Source organism: Rouxiella sp. Mn2063 (assembly GCF_049319665.1).
Classification (GTDB): Bacteria; Pseudomonadota; Gammaproteobacteria; order Enterobacterales; family Enterobacteriaceae; genus JBMOUD01.
On the sequence record NZ_JBMOUD010000011.1, the window covers coordinates 54,391 to 68,312 of the forward strand.

Below are 13,922 nucleotides of genomic sequence, written 5' to 3' on the forward strand. Positions count from 1 at the left end.
ACAGGGCTGGTGATACTTCGGGCGTGCAAACTTACATATCCGTCTCAACGCGAATCAAACTCGGCCAGTGCGAGCGCGAGAACAGCACCAGACGAATATTGAACAGTGATAACATCGGTGCGTAATACCGGGCGTCTTTTGTCGAGAGCGTTTCAAGCGTGATCAGCAAGTGGTCTATTTCGCTCAGTAGTTTCGGGTGAGGCGAGGCTTGCAACGATTTTAAGCGTGCTTTCAGATAGCGCTTTAATTCATAGAATATGCGGTCAGTGGCGGTAATGTGCCCGGCCAGTAATTCCTGATTCTTCATATGAAAATCGTAATAGTTCGCGCCAAGCCACACTTCGGTGATCAAATCTCCGCCTGAGGTCAATTCTGCCGTTGGGTCGAGTTTTTTCCTTGGTAAAATCACATTAACCTTATCGAGCATTCTCGCCACAAATCGTTGGCGCGAGTTGAGAGAGGCGCTATGCAGTTTGATTTCAGCCAGGAATTGAATCAGCTCTTTTATCCCCTTAAGCAACGCACGTTTCGCGGTCCATGACGGGCGCTTGCTGCGAATAATCGCTGTCACCACCACGCCAATCACTACGCCGACCATGCTGGAGATAGCGCCGTTTAACGTTGCCAGCGGATCGGGTCTAAAGTCATGGCTTAGGCCGATCAAACCCGGTATTTGAGTCGCAATGATTAAACCAAGCAAATTGGTCGCCGGATTGGCGATAACTATGCCTAGTGCAAATAAGCCGGGGAAGAGGCAAATTAGCAGAGCTTCAAATGTGGTAGTAAGCGGTATGAGCATGGAGGCATAAAGGATACTGATCGCAGTGGCGACCACCACGCCTTTTAAAAACACCTTCATCGGTGCCATTGGGTTGTCCATTGCCGCAAAGAAAGAACAGAGTATTGCAGCCATCATCGGCGCGGTTGCTCCGTCTTTCCAGCCGGACCCAATCCAGAATAAGCAGCAGAGGAACGTCACCAAAAACGCGGTAAATGACGAGAGCAGCAGCATGCCTTTATCGATATGCCAATGAGCCGTGGAGCGCTTAGCTTTGCTTTCTTCAAAGTTATCGACGTGTTTGCCCACGCTAAAGTGCGCATCGGCAATTCTGACAAAATCCCCCAATCTATCCAGCAGGCCATTGAGCAGCAAACTATCTTCCACATTCATCTCGTTGTTCTGATAAGCCTGCTGTAGCTCGGTTTGTGTCTGGGCGATATCTTGTTGGATCGCGCTGGTATCGTCGCCTTTATCGCTGTCATTGAGCCAAAGTAAAAAACGACGGAAGGTTTCCTGTACGTTTTCCGGGAACGCGATTTGCCGCTCCGCCAACATATTCAGGCGCATCTCAATTGAGGTGAGCGTGGGGATTAGATAAGACAAATGCTGATATTGCACCGTGACCAGGCGAATCAGCTTACGTGCAGCATTACCTTCAAAAATACAGTGGGTGATCAGTACTTCGACACTGACGGGATACCCTGCCATCTGAATGAGAATATTTTCGTGATCGGGTGACTTATCCGGCGTCGGAGCGGTGAGCAGCGCGTTACAGAGTTTCTTGGCGCTGTCGTACCAATTGGTGATGCTTTTTTCCAGGATATTACTCATGGAAACCGGCAAAATCAGGCTGTGCACTATGCTGCTACAAACAATCGCCACACCAATCTCCTCAATACGTGATAACACCGTATAAGTGATAGAAAGCGGTGAGGTTACGTCGGGGAATCCCATAATTGCGGCGCTGTAACCGGCCAGCATAAAGACATAGCTTTTTGGTGTGCGGTCGTGCAGCGAAAGGTATAAACACACCGCAACCCAGGCAGAGACACATAGGCTGAACAACAACGGGTGCTGCACAGTCGCGGGATAAATCAGCAGAATAAACAGCCCACCCAACATCGTACCGAGTAAACGGAACACCGATTTAGAGAGTGTGGAAGCAGAATATAACTGAGAGGCAATAAAAACGGAGGTTATTGACCAAGCGGGCTTATCTAAATTTAGAGCCAACGCAATGTATAGTGCAATAAATGCGGCAAAACAGGTTTTCACCGAAAACAACACGGCGCTTTTTGATAACCATTTCATACGTGGAAGCTAACTCATAAGTACTGCATTTTATCGTTATCCCTCCATGATATCTGAAGCCAATAAAGCCAGCATTTTAAATTTTATACAATTTATTACCGCGCTAAGTAATTGCGTGATGCCGGAGAATTTTGTAATTAAATTAATAATTAACTATTTGATTTTATTTATTTTTACTATTTTATAGTGTGCAGCTTTGATTTCTACGGACAGATTTTATGTGCTGTGTTTTGCTACCTGGATTCATCATCACGATGAACGTTGCCCCATTCGCACATCATATCTAAAACCGGGATCAGCGACTGCCCTCTCTTCGAGAGACTATATTCCACCTTTGGTGGGATTTGTGGGTACTCGTTTCTGATAATTAAACCGTCGCTTTCCAGCTCTTTGAGCGTCAGGCTCAGCGTTCTAAATGAAATAGTCTCGATATGGCGTTTGAGCTCATTGAACCTCAGGATGGGTCTGGCTCCTGACAATGAATAGAGAATAATCATTTTATATTTTCCGCTGACCAGCGAAAGCGTATAGGCAAACCCCGTTTCTGCCATAAGCTCGCAGGGGACTTCAACCGTTTCTAAGCTCATTACACTATCCTTTATTATAGTATGTATCAAAAATGACAGTATTGTACTTTAAAATAAAGCTGCCTATGATGCAAACATCAAAGAGACGCTGAATGGTTCAGTCTAATAAATGGAGATATTATTTGAAGACGCTCATTATTGTGATTCATCCAAACTTGAATGACTCAGTCGTGAATAAACGTTGGGTTAATGAAGTGGAAAAACACCCGGATTTGTACACTGTTCATTATCTTCACCAGACTTATATCGATGGTGTTATTGATGTAGAGAAAGAACAGAAGCTAATTGAGCAACATGACAGTATTATTTTGCAATTCCCTCTATATTGGTTCAACTGTCCTCCATTGCTCAAGAAATGGCTGGATGATGTGTTTACCTATGGCTGGGCATACGGCTCTAACAGTGGATATAAGCTTAAAGATCGTAAAATTGGATTAGCCGTAAGCGCGGGTATTAAGGAAGAAGACTTCACCCGCGATGGACGTTACCATCACACGCTACAAGAAATACTTCTGCCTTTCGAGGTAACGATGAAGTATGTAGGTGCAAATTATTTGCCATTCTATTCTTTATACGGCGCTGAGTTTGAAGTGTCTGAAGAAGAATTAGAGCGTAGCGCTAAAGGATATATTGATTATCTGCAATCCTTTTAGTCAGTAATTTTTTATAAAATACATCAATTATTTCTGTGAGTGTGCAATCGAACTAACGATCGCTCATATGCTTTGCCATTCTATTTTTAGACAATGTTGATAATGTGAAAGCCACGGAGTATTGTGGCTTTTTTATTATGGGGTAATAAATTAAATATCTTTAATCATTAATATTTAAGCTAGATAATGTCTACACACCAGGCTATATAGCAGAACTAATTATATTTAACAATCTTGCCATTTTCCTTCATACGGTATGTCTGATCGCCAGTAGAAAATGAAATCCCCATATTTCTGCTTTTATCTATAGAGAAAACTTTATTTTTATCAATGCAGTTTATCGGAGTGTTCATATCTTCGAAGCATCGCCTATCATACTTGCCTTCTTTTTTGTAACCATCGCCAAATAGCCAGAATGTGACAGAAAAAAAACCATTGTCTCCAGGATTAGGGATATGATACTTTTCTTTCAAGATATCTTGATTTTTTAGCCACCAGTTAATTTTTCCTCGATTAGTGAATGGGAAGTTTTTTACTAAAACATCACTAAATTCACCATCTTGATGAACGGCAACAATTTCTACTGGGCGTAGTGATAACCATGATAGATAAATGAATAGAAGAAAGCTAACCAGATAAAGTGCTGAGGGGATTTTTTTACTTTTAATTTTCATTACGTCTCTCAGTAATTTCTACTATATGTTTCCATATGGTTGTATTGTTGTAAAAAGGAAATTCAGAATGAGTTAACTTTATTCCTCGCGTTTTACTTTAACTATGTCGCCGTTATCCTTCAATTTATACCGACCTTCATAGGTGATAAATAATATGCTTTTCTCGTCGAATTTATTCCGTGTGACTTTAAATAAAGTTTTTTTCTCAATGCAGTTTTTCTTAGTGTTCATATCTTCAAAACAGAACATGTCATACTTGTTATCTTCTTTATATCCGTTGCTGAAATCCCAAAAAATAATAGTAAAACTCCCATAGGAAGCAGGTTTGGGGATGCTGTAGCGCCTTTTTAGGCTATCTTGATTTTTTAGCCACCATTTTATCTTTCCCTTATCAGTGAGCGGAAAATTTTTCACTAAAACAGAACTGTAGTTACCATCATTATGAACATCGATGATTTCAACAGGTAACTGAAAAAACAAAATTAAAAAACTAATAGAAGAACAGAATAATACCAATATTATTATGATGGATTTTTTATTTTTATCTTTCACTCACTCCTCCTATAATTTCTATTGTGGTTTCTATATTGGTCATAAAGGGATTGAAACCAAACTGATCGTATCGTTGGAGTAAAAACCATATACGGAAAAAACGGAACGAGTTAAATTTAAACTTTGAGATATCACCATCGTCCAGACCAAAGTGATCTTGTACTTTGTAATGTACTACTGCACGATAGCGGTTCCCATCAATCTGTAGTGATTTTATCGTGATATGTGTCGCCCAGGTATCGTGAACAGTGATGCCCATCCCGTTAAAATTATCCTGAAACCTGTCGAACTTTGGTAGTTTTCCGCCCAATACAGCTTTAGTTAACCTGACAGACTCTTTGGCTGGATAAATACTATTTTCCCAGTCTATATATTTATCTAAGGCTCCTTTTAAAAGCATTCGTGTACTATTTTCTACCGAACAGTCATTCAGAATTTGCTCTCTCAGTGCAGCATTCAGCTGAAGACTGAAAAAATCTGAGCCTTTACTATTCTGCATATGGGTGATCATCTCGCCAATAAGGTGTTTATATGGGCTATAAACCGCGAATGTTTGTGAAAGATGCCGAAATTCATCAAACAAGATATTGGCGCATTGTTGGCGGGTAATTTTTTGTCCTTCTTCGCGAGAGTCGTAGAAGGCAGATTGTGGTTGGTTAAACGGCGTGATTTTAGTCAGCGTATAAGGATTCGCTCTGTTGGAGACATCAAAGAGATTAAATTGCGTTTTTAATTGAGTTTCAGACAAATCACCGCAGTGCATATCATCCGCGCCATGATCATCCATCCATCTTTTTGTTTTGAATATCGTGCAAGGGAACTGTAGTGCTGACATCGTGATACATTCCTTGTGCCGTTGTCCGTTAGAGGTTTTATTATGGCAGCACTCCAATGCGCCACCTTTAGCGAGGATATCATCGGCCTCCCGGTAAACCCTGTCAAATAGATGGCGTTAGCAGTGAGTTGTGAATGACGAGTTTATTGCCAGGTTCTTGTAATAAGTTTTTTCTCTCTATTTATAGAATAAGGTTAATTATTTCAATAAATAATAGGTAGAACATGATAAACACTAAATGGCATTAGTTGGTATTATTGGGCGTTTATCTGAAAAAATAGCTCACGCAATTGTTAATAAAAATATAGCCATGTGTTCGTTCTAGAACGTAACACAAGGGTTACATTTTATATCAAGACCGGAATTAATAAATCTAGTGATGGGTAATGATATTTTGAGCATTGGGTATGAAGAAGAAGCCCGCAGCGCGGGCTTCTGTGTTTATGAGCGTAATTAATTACTCGATATTCTGAATCTGCTCGCGCATCTGCTCGATCAACACCTTCAACTCAATGGCAGACGTAGTGACGTCGGCATTGATGGATTTGGAGGCGAGGGTGTTTGATTCGCGGTTGAACTCTTGCATCATAAAGTCCAGACGGCGGCCAACGGCTTCGTCCTTTTTCATGATTTTATGCGTTTCTTTAACGTGCGCTTCCAGACGGTCCAGCTCTTCGGCGACGTCAACGCGCTGGGCCATTAATACTAGCTCTTGCTCCAGACGGTTGTTTTCGAGCTGAACTTGTGCGTCTTCTAACTTGCTGACCAGACGTTCGCGCTGCCACAGCAGGATGTTAGGCATTTGCGCCCGCACTTTGATGACTTCGGCGCTGACGCCTTCTAAACGCTGTTCGATCAGCGTTTTTAACGCGGCACCTTCGCTTTCGCGAGCGCTGATGAAATCATCTAAGGCGGTTTCTAATGCTTGCAGCAGTTCGGTGCTAATCGCATCTAAATCTTGCTCTTCGGCAACCATCACGCCCGGCCAGCGTAGGACGTCCAGCGGATTGATCTCGCCTTCGTCGCTTTGCATCTTGACCCATTTAGCCGATTCAACCAGCTGCTTAGCCAGTTTTTCGTTAAGTTGCAGGGTGCCTTGTGCGCTTGGGTCGAGCTCGAAACGCAGGTTACATTCTACTTTGCCGCGGGTCAGACGGGCGCGAATGCGCTCGCGGATCACGGGCTCCAGGCTACGGAACTGCTCTGGCAGACGAATATAGGTTTCGAGATAACGTTGGTTAACGGAGCGGAGTTCCCACGCTGCGCTACCCCAGTTACCTTTGATTTCGCGTCGTGCATAAGCGGTCATACTACGGATCATGTCTGCGTACCTGTTAATGTAAAGATGGAGAGATTATAGCCGTGGGCAACCTGTCATGATAGGCATTACCTCACGAAGTCTGTAGAATGCGCAGCCAATCATGAATTGCGAGCCGGAGAACCATCCTATGCGCCCAGCAGGTAGAAATGCACAACAAGTTCGTCCACTGACTTTCACCAGAAATTACACGAAACACGCTGAAGGTTCCGTCCTGGTTGAATTTGGTGATACCAAAGTGCTTTGCACCGCCACCGTTGAAGAAGGGGTTCCGCGTTTTCTGAAAGGTCAGGGCCAAGGCTGGATCACTGCCGAATATGGCATGTTGCCACGCGCTACTCACAGTCGTAACGCGCGTGAAGCCGCTAAAGGCAAACAGGGCGGTCGTACTCTGGAGATCCAACGCCTGATCGCACGTTCTTTGCGTGCTGCGGTTGACTTGAAAAAGCTCGGTGAGTTTACCATTACCCTCGACTGCGACGTGTTGCAGGCCGATGGTGGCACCCGTACCGCGTCTATCTCCGGTGCTTGTGTGGCACTGGCCGATGCGCTCAATGCCTTGGTTGCCGCAGGCAAACTGAAAGCCAACCCGATGAAAGGCTTGGTTGCCGCAGTCTCTGTGGGTATCGTCAATGGCGAAGCGCTGTGCGATTTGGAGTATGTAGAAGACTCCGCCGCTGAAACCGATATGAATGTGGTGATGATGGAAGATGGCCGCATGATTGAGGTGCAAGGCACCGCTGAAGGCGAGCCGTTCAGCCACGACGAATTACTCAGTCTACTCGCCCTCGCTCGAGGGGGAATCGACACTATCTTCCAGGCGCAGAAAGCGGTCCTGGCGGAATAACTTTTTAAGGCGACTCAATGAGTCGCCTTTTTTATGTCCTGAAGTCTGCAATATCAGGCAGACAGATTTAATGAACAAAGCACAACGAGGAGATGTCCCAATGAAAGCCTACCAGCGCCAGTTTATCGAGTTCGCCCTGAACAAGCAGGTATTGAAGTTCGGCGAGTTTACGTTGAAATCTGGCCGTATCAGCCCTTATTTCTTTAATGCTGGCCTGTTTAATACCGGGCGTGATTTGGCATTATTGGGCCGTTTCTATGCAGAAGCGTTGGTAGATTCTAAAATTGATTTTGATCTGCTGTTTGGCCCGGCTTATAAAGGGATTCCTATTGCGACCACTACGGCGGTGGCCTTGGCGGAACATCACGATCGCGATGTGCCTTATTGCTTTAATCGCAAAGAAGCGAAAGATCACGGCGAAGGCGGTACGCTGGTCGGTAGCCCGCTGCAAGGCAAAGTGATGTTGGTTGATGATGTCATCACCGCCGGGACGGCAATCCGTGAGTCGATGGAAATTATTAATGCCAACAACGCCACGCTGGCTGGCGTATTAATCTCCCTTGACCGTCAAGAACGTGGGCGTGCGGATATTTCGGCAATTCAGGAAGTCGAGCGTGATTATCACTGCAATGTGATCGCTATTATTACGCTGGCGGATTTAATTGCTTATCTGGAAGAGAAAACCGAGATGGCCGATCATTTGGCAGCGGTTCGCGCTTACCAGAAAGAATACGGCGTCTAATATCCTATTGACGGGTTTGCTGGATGCCCAGGGCAAATTTTTTGCGCCCTGAAAATAGAAAAGGGCCGTAAGGCCCTTTCAGACATGAAATTACCGACTGATTTGCGGTAGTTACTGCAATTGTGCGGCGATCAGTGGCCAACGTGCATCGAAATCTTGCGTTGGTCGGTATTTAAATTCTGAACGTACAAAACGCGACAACATTCCTTCACAGTAGGCCAGCAGCTGGCTTGCCAACAGCGTTTCGTCCGCGCTGTAACCGCTGCCTTCACGCATCTTTTTCTCACGCAGCACCTGCTTGAGCTGAACTTCGATTCGTTCAAACAATTGGTTAATACGACCTTGCAAGCGGTCTTGTTCAAACATCAGTGCGTGCCCGGTCATGATGCGGGTTAATCCAGGATTGCGTTCTGCGAACCCTAAAATTAACAGCAGAATGAGACGAAGCCTATTTAGCGTTTCCTTTTCGTCCTGCAAAATCAGATTGATACGGGTGATGAGGCTATCTTCGATAAACTCGATCAGGCTGTCGAACATCCGCGTTTTACTGGGAAAGTGCCGGTAAAGTGCAGCTTCAGATACGCCAACATTGGCCGCGAGTTTAGCCGTCGTAATACGTTGGCTGCCATCGCTGGATTGGAGCATTTGCGCTAATGCCTGCAAAATCTCCTCGCGCCGGTTCCTTTTGGTATTTTCTTTTTCTGCCATGTCTGAATAGACCCTTGCTAAAAACGACTTAAATCATCAACACACCGGACAATAACCACCCGTAGATTGCGGCTTATATGAAACCCTGCTGTCGCGGTGCGATATACTTAAGGATCTGTTCAATATCGCGTCATAATCCCCTGCAAAATTATGATTTATACCCATCGTGCTGCGAGTGACAGGAGGCGGTGTTCAATTGCTGCCTGTCTGCACCTTGGCGTCACCTGGGCATCTTTATTAATTCGCGATGTTGAACAGGTTCTTATTGGCGTCCTGAGTGACCAAATCCACCTTCGCCACGTTCGCTGTTCTCGAAGGATTCAACCAGATTGAATTCGGCCTGCACCACAGGCACAAATACCATCTGTGCGATGCGTTCGCCTGGTTCGATCATGAAGGTTTGTTGTCCACGATTCCAGACCGACACCATTAACTGGCCTTGGTAATCGGAATCGATAAGTCCCACCAAATTACCTAATACTACGCCATGTTTATGGCCCAATCCTGAGCGTGGCAGGATAACTGCCGCCAGATTGGCATCACCGATATGGATAGCTAAGCCTGTAGGTAATAACGTCGTTTCACCTGGTTTTAATTCAACGGCAGCATCTAAGCATGCACGTAAATCAAGGCCTGCAGAACCCGGCGTGGCGTAGGCAGGCAAAGGGAATGTCGAACCGATACGCGGGTCGAGGATTTTAATGTCAATTTTTTTCATAAAGGCTGACTATCTCATCTAATAAACGTTGACCCAAAAGTGTCTTATCACTAAGCGGGAGCGCTTTATCGCCACCTTGCCAGTAAAGATGCAAGGCATTGTTATCACTGTTAAAACCTTGTTCCGGCCCTGACACATCATTCGCGCAAATCAGGTCAAGATTCTTACGTGCTCGTTTTTGCTGCGCGTATTCTTCCACATTCTGGGTTTCGGCAGCAAACCCGACGACATAAGGCCGCTGTTCTTTCATCGCGGCAACCTCCGCCACAATATCAGGGTTTTTTATCATCTTGATGGTGATTTCTTCACCCTGTTTTTTTATTTTTGTTTCGGCGATTTCGGCGGCGCGATAGTCCGCGACGGCAGCGCAAGAGATGAAAATTTGTTGTAGACCTGCCAGACCCATTACCGCACTTTGCATCTCTTGCGCGGTAGTGACGTCAATTCGATGAACGTGAGCAGGGGTTGCCAGATTGACCGGTCCGGCAACCAGCGTAACCTTAGCACCACGCGCTGCAGCCGCCTGCGCAATGGCAAAGCCCATTTTTCCTGAGCTATGGTTGCTGATGTAACGAACGGGGTCTAATAGCTCGCGGGTTGGCCCGGCGGTAACCATAATATTCAGGTGTTGCAGATCGAGGCGTGGTGAGAAATGCTCAGCCGCCATACCAACAATCACCATTGGGTCCAGCATTCGTCCCGGACCAATATCACCACAGGCCTGGCTACCTTCATCCGGTCCCCAGATTAAGGTGCCACGTGCACTAAGCGCCTGTAAGTTTTCTTGGGTGATCTTCGCCCGATACATTTGCTGATTCATTGCGGGTACCACCGCCACCGGTGCGGATGTCGCCAAACAGAGGGTAGTCAGCAGATCATTAGCCATGCCGGCATTAATGCGTGCCAGCAAATCTGCGGTTGCCGGGGCAATGATGACCAGCTCAGCCCATTTACCTAATTCAATATGGCCCATTGCGGCTTCGGCCGCTGGGTCAAGCAAGGAATCGGACACTGGGTAGCCAGAAACTGCTTGTAAGCTGAGTGGCGTAATGAAGGCTTTGGCTGCTTCTGTCATTACTACTCGCACTTCTGCGCCAGTGTCGCGTAAACGCCTGACCAACTCAGGAGCTTTATAGGCAGCAATGCCGCCGCTTACGCCGAGCACGATACGTTTGCCGGAGAGTCCCGTCATCATCATTGTCCGATTGAAAGCTTAAAGAAGCGACATTTTAGCATAATGCGAATTTATGACAGCTATCTGCTGCGACAGTTGCTCAGGATAAAAGAGTTCTGCGAGATATCTCGCAATCAGGGATCTTGGGTAAGCCTTATGCACCGGGGCTGTGGGATAATCGAACATGGACAAGGAGGCCTGATGAGCGATTTAAAAGATGTGTGGAAGAAAAATCAAAAAGGACCTAGAGAAAAGTTGCTTCACTTAGGCACTTCATCATTAAGCGATTGTGAGCTACTTGCTCTATTCCTGCGCACCGGTGCTCGTGGTGTGAATGTGATACAGCTGGCGGAGGAGTTGATGCGAACTTTTGGGTCGTTACATCAATTAATCTCGGCAGATTTTCAGCAGATGACAGCCATTAATGGGATTGGGGTAGCAAAGTTTACCCAGTTGTCTGCGATTTTTGAGTTGTCCAAACGCAGCTATGCAGGACAGCTGATGCGCGAGAATCCTCTGCTTACCCCTGAAAGTACCAAGCGATATTTGCAAAATTTGCTGGCAAATCGGGAGAGAGAAGTCTTTTTGGTACTTTTTCTCGACAATCAACATCGGGTTATTCGCCATGAGGAGTTATTTGCTGGTACCATTAGCAGCGTCGAAATCCATCCGCGAGAAATTGTTCGCGCAGCGATGAAGATTAATGCGACAGCGCTAATTCTGGCGCATAATCACCCGTCGGGCAGGGCTGAACCTAGTTCTGCAGACAGAAGGGTGACCGAACAGATAATAAAAGTCTGCCAACTGTTGGAGATTCGTGTACTCGACCATTTAGTGGTTGGGCATGGAGAAATGGTGTCTTTTGCCGAACGCGGTTGGATTTAAGTGGCTTTTTTGACGATCCTTGAGGATCTTTAGCTGTTCGGGACTTGAGCACCTTCGCTCTAAAGCGTATACTACGCCACCTTTGAGAATCTTGGGTTTGGCGTTAAGAGCCTATCTCAGCAGGTTTCAACCTGGTGATAAGGTTTTTACCCGACGACAGAGAGTCGGTTCTCAGTGGAGTTTGCTGAGATGGGCTCTAAAAGCCTGACGAGGCGGCCATACCCTATACGAAGCTCGAGCTGATTTGATTTTTGGAGAATAAAATGTCCCGAGTCTGCCAAGTTACTGGCAAGCGCCCGGTGAGCGGTAACAACCGTTCCCACGCACTGAACGCGACCAAACGCCGTTTTCTGCCAAACCTGCACTCACACCGTTTTTGGGTTGAAGGTGAGAAGCGCTTTGTAACTCTGCGTGTATCTGCTAAAGGTATGCGTGTTATTGATAAGAAGGGTATCGAAACGGTCTTGGCCGAAATTCGTGCCCGTGGTGAGAAGTATTAAGGAACTGAATCATGGCTAAAGGTGTTCGCGAGAAGATCAAGCTGGTTTCTTCTGCTGGTACTGGTCACTTCTATACCACTACGAAGAACAAGCGTACTAAGCCGGAAAAATTGGAATTGAAGAAATTCGATCCAGTTGTCCGTCAACACGTGATCTACAAAGAAGCTAAAATTAAATAATTTTAGTGGATTGAAAAAACCCGGCTCCGGCCGGGTTTTTTATTGCCTGTCAGACAGGAAAGTTGCAATTCGACCCGCTAGGTAGAGAATGTCAGGCTAGCGACCATGACATATTTGTTTTGCAGGAGGCGTTAATGCCAGAGTTACCAGAGGTAGAAACCAGCCGCCGTGGCATTGAGCCTTATTTGGTTGGGCACCAGATTGTACATGCCGTAGTGCGCAATTCTCGTCTGCGCTGGCCGGTCTCAGAAGAGATTATGGCGCTCAGTGACCAGGTGGTGCTTAGTGTTCAACGCCGGGCCAAATATTTACTGATTGAGCTGAAAACGGGTTGGATCATCATTCATCTCGGGATGTCGGGTAGTTTACGCGTGTTGCAGCACGAAACCGAACCGGCAAAACACGACCACGTCGATTTGGTGATGGATACCGGCTATGTGCTGCGTTATACCGACCCTCGTCGCTTTGGCGCCTGGCTGTGGTGTGCTGATTTAGCTGCCAGTAATGTGTTATCTCATCTTGGTCCAGAGCCACTCAGCGACGATTTTTCTGCTGAGTATTTGATGGAGAAATCACGCAATAAAAAATCACCGATTAAGCCCTGGTTGATGGATAACAAGTTGGTGGTTGGCGTGGGGAATATCTATGCCAGTGAATCTTTGTTTGTGGCGGGTATTCTGCCGGACCGGCCGGCTAACTCGTTAAGCTCCGAAGAGTATCAACTGCTGACCAAAACCATTAAAGCCGTGTTGTTGCGTTCGATAGAACAAGGCGGTACTACGCTGCGTGATTTTTTACAGTCGGACGGTAAGCCGGGATATTTTGCGCAGGAGTTGCAGGTTTATGGCCGGGCCGGTGAGCCATGCCGAGCCTGTGGCACGCTGATTGAAAGCAGCAAGCACGCTCAGAGAAGCACCTTTTTCTGTCGCAGCTGCCAGCGCTAAGGTGACAGCTACGCTTATCTAACAGGCTTAAGCCTGGGCGATTTTTTCCAGCAGTGATTTTGTCACGTTGGCTGGAAGGAAAGGAGTGATGTCGCCACCGTGGCGCGCCACTTCTTTCACCAGCGTTGATGAAATAAATGACCACTCTTTAGAAGGCATCATAAAAACGCTTTCCAGCGTTGGCATCAGATGTCGATTCATGTTGGCCAATTGCATCTCATACTCAAAATCAGAGACTGCGCGCAAGCCGCGAACTAAGACGTTAGCGTTTTGCTGTTGGGCGAAATTTGCCATCAAGCTGCTAAAACCCATTACCTCGACGTTGCTCAAATGCGAGGTCGCCTCTTTGGCAAGCTGCACCCGCTCATCTAAGTTAAACATCGGTTTTTTGCTCGGGCTGGCAGCAATAGCCAATATCACCCGATCAAACATCACTGCGGCACGGGTCACGATATCCAGATGACCATTAGTTAGCGGATCGAAAGTACCAGGATAGATAGCGTTGGTGCTCATG

Annotated in this window: 17 protein-coding genes; 7 read left to right on the forward strand and 10 right to left on the reverse strand. The window is 46.1% G+C overall.

Going from position 1 to position 13,922, the window contains the following annotated elements:
* Positions 1-31 precede the first annotated feature (31 nt).
* Positions 32-2,092: an FUSC family protein gene (locus tag ACL9RG_RS16070; protein WP_422793636.1), complete on the reverse strand. Its 2,061-nt coding sequence runs from the start codon at positions 2,090-2,092 to the stop codon at positions 32-34.
* 233 nt (positions 2,093-2,325) lie between these two features.
* Positions 2,326-2,679, reverse strand: coding sequence for a winged helix-turn-helix transcriptional regulator (locus ACL9RG_RS16075; RefSeq protein WP_422793637.1), 354 nt, complete (start codon positions 2,677-2,679; stop codon positions 2,326-2,328).
* A gap of 122 nt (positions 2,680-2,801) precedes the next feature.
* Between ACL9RG_RS16075 and ACL9RG_RS16080 the strand changes: the two genes are divergently transcribed.
* A complete protein-coding gene (locus ACL9RG_RS16080; RefSeq protein ID WP_422793710.1) occupies positions 2,802-3,332 on the forward strand; it encodes an NAD(P)H-dependent oxidoreductase in 531 nt (176 codons plus the stop codon).
* 215 nt (positions 3,333-3,547) lie between these two features.
* On the opposite strand, the gene ACL9RG_RS16085 is transcribed toward ACL9RG_RS16080, so the two are convergent.
* From ACL9RG_RS16085 to ACL9RG_RS16100, 4 genes are all read right to left on the reverse strand, one after another.
* Positions 3,548-4,006: a DUF943 family protein gene (locus ACL9RG_RS16085; protein ID WP_422793638.1), complete on the reverse strand. Its 459-nt coding sequence runs from the start codon at positions 4,004-4,006 to the stop codon at positions 3,548-3,550.
* 78 nt (positions 4,007-4,084) lie between these two features.
* On the reverse strand, positions 4,085-4,558 hold the full coding sequence (locus tag ACL9RG_RS16090; protein ID WP_422793639.1) for a DUF943 family protein: 474 nt from the start codon (positions 4,556-4,558) through the stop codon (positions 4,085-4,087).
* Complete coding sequence (locus tag ACL9RG_RS16095; protein ID WP_422793640.1) at positions 4,548-5,393, reverse strand: YPO3983 family protein; 846 nt, start codon at positions 5,391-5,393, stop codon at positions 4,548-4,550. The genes ACL9RG_RS16090 and ACL9RG_RS16095 overlap by 11 nt, the downstream gene beginning before the upstream one ends.
* Positions 5,394-5,850: 457 nt before the next feature.
* Positions 5,851-6,714: a YicC/YloC family endoribonuclease gene (locus ACL9RG_RS16100; RefSeq protein WP_422793641.1), complete on the reverse strand. Its 864-nt coding sequence runs from the start codon at positions 6,712-6,714 to the stop codon at positions 5,851-5,853.
* A gap of 127 nt (positions 6,715-6,841) precedes the next feature.
* Here ACL9RG_RS16100 and rph point away from each other — a divergent pair, with 127 nt between their 5' ends.
* Both rph and pyrE read left to right on the forward strand, forming a co-directional pair.
* Positions 6,842-7,558 carry a ribonuclease PH gene (gene rph, locus ACL9RG_RS16105; protein ID WP_422793642.1) on the forward strand — a complete coding sequence of 239 codons (717 nt, stop codon included), beginning with the start codon at positions 6,842-6,844 and terminating at the stop codon, positions 7,556-7,558.
* A gap of 100 nt (positions 7,559-7,658) precedes the next feature.
* Positions 7,659-8,300 carry an orotate phosphoribosyltransferase gene (gene pyrE, locus ACL9RG_RS16110; RefSeq protein ID WP_422793643.1) on the forward strand — a complete coding sequence of 214 codons (642 nt, stop codon included), beginning with the start codon at positions 7,659-7,661 and terminating at the stop codon, positions 8,298-8,300.
* Between the two features lie 111 nt (positions 8,301-8,411).
* Here pyrE and slmA read toward each other — a convergent pair whose 3' ends face one another.
* From slmA to coaBC, 3 genes are all read right to left on the reverse strand, one after another.
* Complete coding sequence (gene slmA / locus ACL9RG_RS16115; RefSeq protein WP_422793644.1) at positions 8,412-9,008, reverse strand: nucleoid occlusion factor SlmA; 597 nt, start codon at positions 9,006-9,008, stop codon at positions 8,412-8,414.
* A gap of 262 nt (positions 9,009-9,270) precedes the next feature.
* Positions 9,271-9,726: a dUTP diphosphatase gene (gene dut / locus ACL9RG_RS16120; protein WP_422793645.1), complete on the reverse strand. Its 456-nt coding sequence runs from the start codon at positions 9,724-9,726 to the stop codon at positions 9,271-9,273.
* The gene (gene coaBC, locus ACL9RG_RS16125) at positions 9,713-10,918 is read right to left on the reverse strand and encodes a bifunctional phosphopantothenoylcysteine decarboxylase/phosphopantothenate--cysteine ligase CoaBC (protein ID WP_422793646.1); all 1,206 of its coding nucleotides are present in this window, start codon (positions 10,916-10,918) and stop codon (positions 9,713-9,715) included. The genes dut and coaBC overlap by 14 nt, the downstream gene beginning before the upstream one ends.
* 183 nt (positions 10,919-11,101) lie before the next feature.
* On the opposite strand from coaBC, the gene radC reads away from it, so the two are divergent.
* From radC to mutM, 4 genes are all read left to right on the forward strand, one after another.
* Entirely contained in the window at positions 11,102-11,785 is a 684-nt protein-coding gene (radC, locus tag ACL9RG_RS16130; protein WP_422793647.1) for a RadC family protein, read from the forward strand.
* A 263-nt stretch (positions 11,786-12,048) separates the two neighbouring features.
* Positions 12,049-12,285, forward strand: coding sequence for a 50S ribosomal protein L28 (rpmB, locus tag ACL9RG_RS16135; protein ID WP_422793648.1), 237 nt, complete (start codon positions 12,049-12,051; stop codon positions 12,283-12,285).
* A gap of 11 nt (positions 12,286-12,296) precedes the next feature.
* On the forward strand, positions 12,297-12,464 hold the full coding sequence (gene rpmG, locus ACL9RG_RS16140) for a 50S ribosomal protein L33 (RefSeq protein ID WP_004392084.1): 168 nt from the start codon (positions 12,297-12,299) through the stop codon (positions 12,462-12,464).
* 134 nt (positions 12,465-12,598) lie between these two features.
* On the forward strand, positions 12,599-13,408 hold the full coding sequence (gene mutM / locus ACL9RG_RS16145) for a bifunctional DNA-formamidopyrimidine glycosylase/DNA-(apurinic or apyrimidinic site) lyase (protein WP_422793649.1): 810 nt from the start codon (positions 12,599-12,601) through the stop codon (positions 13,406-13,408).
* A 27-nt stretch (positions 13,409-13,435) separates the two neighbouring features.
* On the opposite strand, the gene coaD is transcribed toward mutM, so the two are convergent.
* On the reverse strand, positions 13,436-13,921 hold the full coding sequence (gene coaD, locus ACL9RG_RS16150) for a pantetheine-phosphate adenylyltransferase (protein WP_422793650.1): 486 nt from the start codon (positions 13,919-13,921) through the stop codon (positions 13,436-13,438).
* Position 13,922 lies beyond the last annotated feature (1 nt).

What these genes read in the sequence shown, in the direction of transcription:
- coaBC (WP_422793646.1), bottom strand. Translation starts at nt 10,918, where the DNA reads ATGACGGGACTCTCCGGCAAACGTATCGTGCTCGGCGTAAGCGGCGGC.
- ACL9RG_RS16095 (WP_422793640.1), bottom strand. Translation starts at nt 5,393, where the DNA reads ATGTCAGCACTACAGTTCCCTTGCACGATATTCAAAACAAAAAGATGG.
- ACL9RG_RS16070 (WP_422793636.1), bottom strand. Translation starts at nt 2,092, where the DNA reads ATGAAATGGTTATCAAAAAGCGCCGTGTTGTTTTCGGTGAAAACCTGT.
- dut (WP_422793645.1), bottom strand. Translation starts at nt 9,726, where the DNA reads ATGAAAAAAATTGACATTAAAATCCTCGACCCGCGTATCGGTTCGACA.
- slmA (WP_422793644.1), bottom strand. Translation starts at nt 9,008, where the DNA reads ATGGCAGAAAAAGAAAATACCAAAAGGAACCGGCGCGAGGAGATTTTG.
- mutM (WP_422793649.1), top strand. Translation starts at nt 12,599, where the DNA reads ATGCCAGAGTTACCAGAGGTAGAAACCAGCCGCCGTGGCATTGAGCCT.
- rph (WP_422793642.1), top strand. Translation starts at nt 6,842, where the DNA reads ATGCGCCCAGCAGGTAGAAATGCACAACAAGTTCGTCCACTGACTTTC.
- pyrE (WP_422793643.1), top strand. Translation starts at nt 7,659, where the DNA reads ATGAAAGCCTACCAGCGCCAGTTTATCGAGTTCGCCCTGAACAAGCAG.
- rpmG (WP_004392084.1), top strand. Translation starts at nt 12,297, where the DNA reads ATGGCTAAAGGTGTTCGCGAGAAGATCAAGCTGGTTTCTTCTGCTGGT.
- radC (WP_422793647.1), top strand. Translation starts at nt 11,102, where the DNA reads ATGAGCGATTTAAAAGATGTGTGGAAGAAAAATCAAAAAGGACCTAGA.
- rpmB (WP_422793648.1), top strand. Translation starts at nt 12,049, where the DNA reads ATGTCCCGAGTCTGCCAAGTTACTGGCAAGCGCCCGGTGAGCGGTAAC.
- coaD (WP_422793650.1), bottom strand. Translation starts at nt 13,921, where the DNA reads ATGAGCACCAACGCTATCTATCCTGGTACTTTCGATCCGCTAACTAAT.
- ACL9RG_RS16100 (WP_422793641.1), bottom strand. Translation starts at nt 6,714, where the DNA reads ATGATCCGTAGTATGACCGCTTATGCACGACGCGAAATCAAAGGTAAC.
- ACL9RG_RS16075 (WP_422793637.1), bottom strand. Translation starts at nt 2,679, where the DNA reads ATGAGCTTAGAAACGGTTGAAGTCCCCTGCGAGCTTATGGCAGAAACG.
- ACL9RG_RS16085 (WP_422793638.1), bottom strand. Translation starts at nt 4,006, where the DNA reads ATGAAAATTAAAAGTAAAAAAATCCCCTCAGCACTTTATCTGGTTAGC.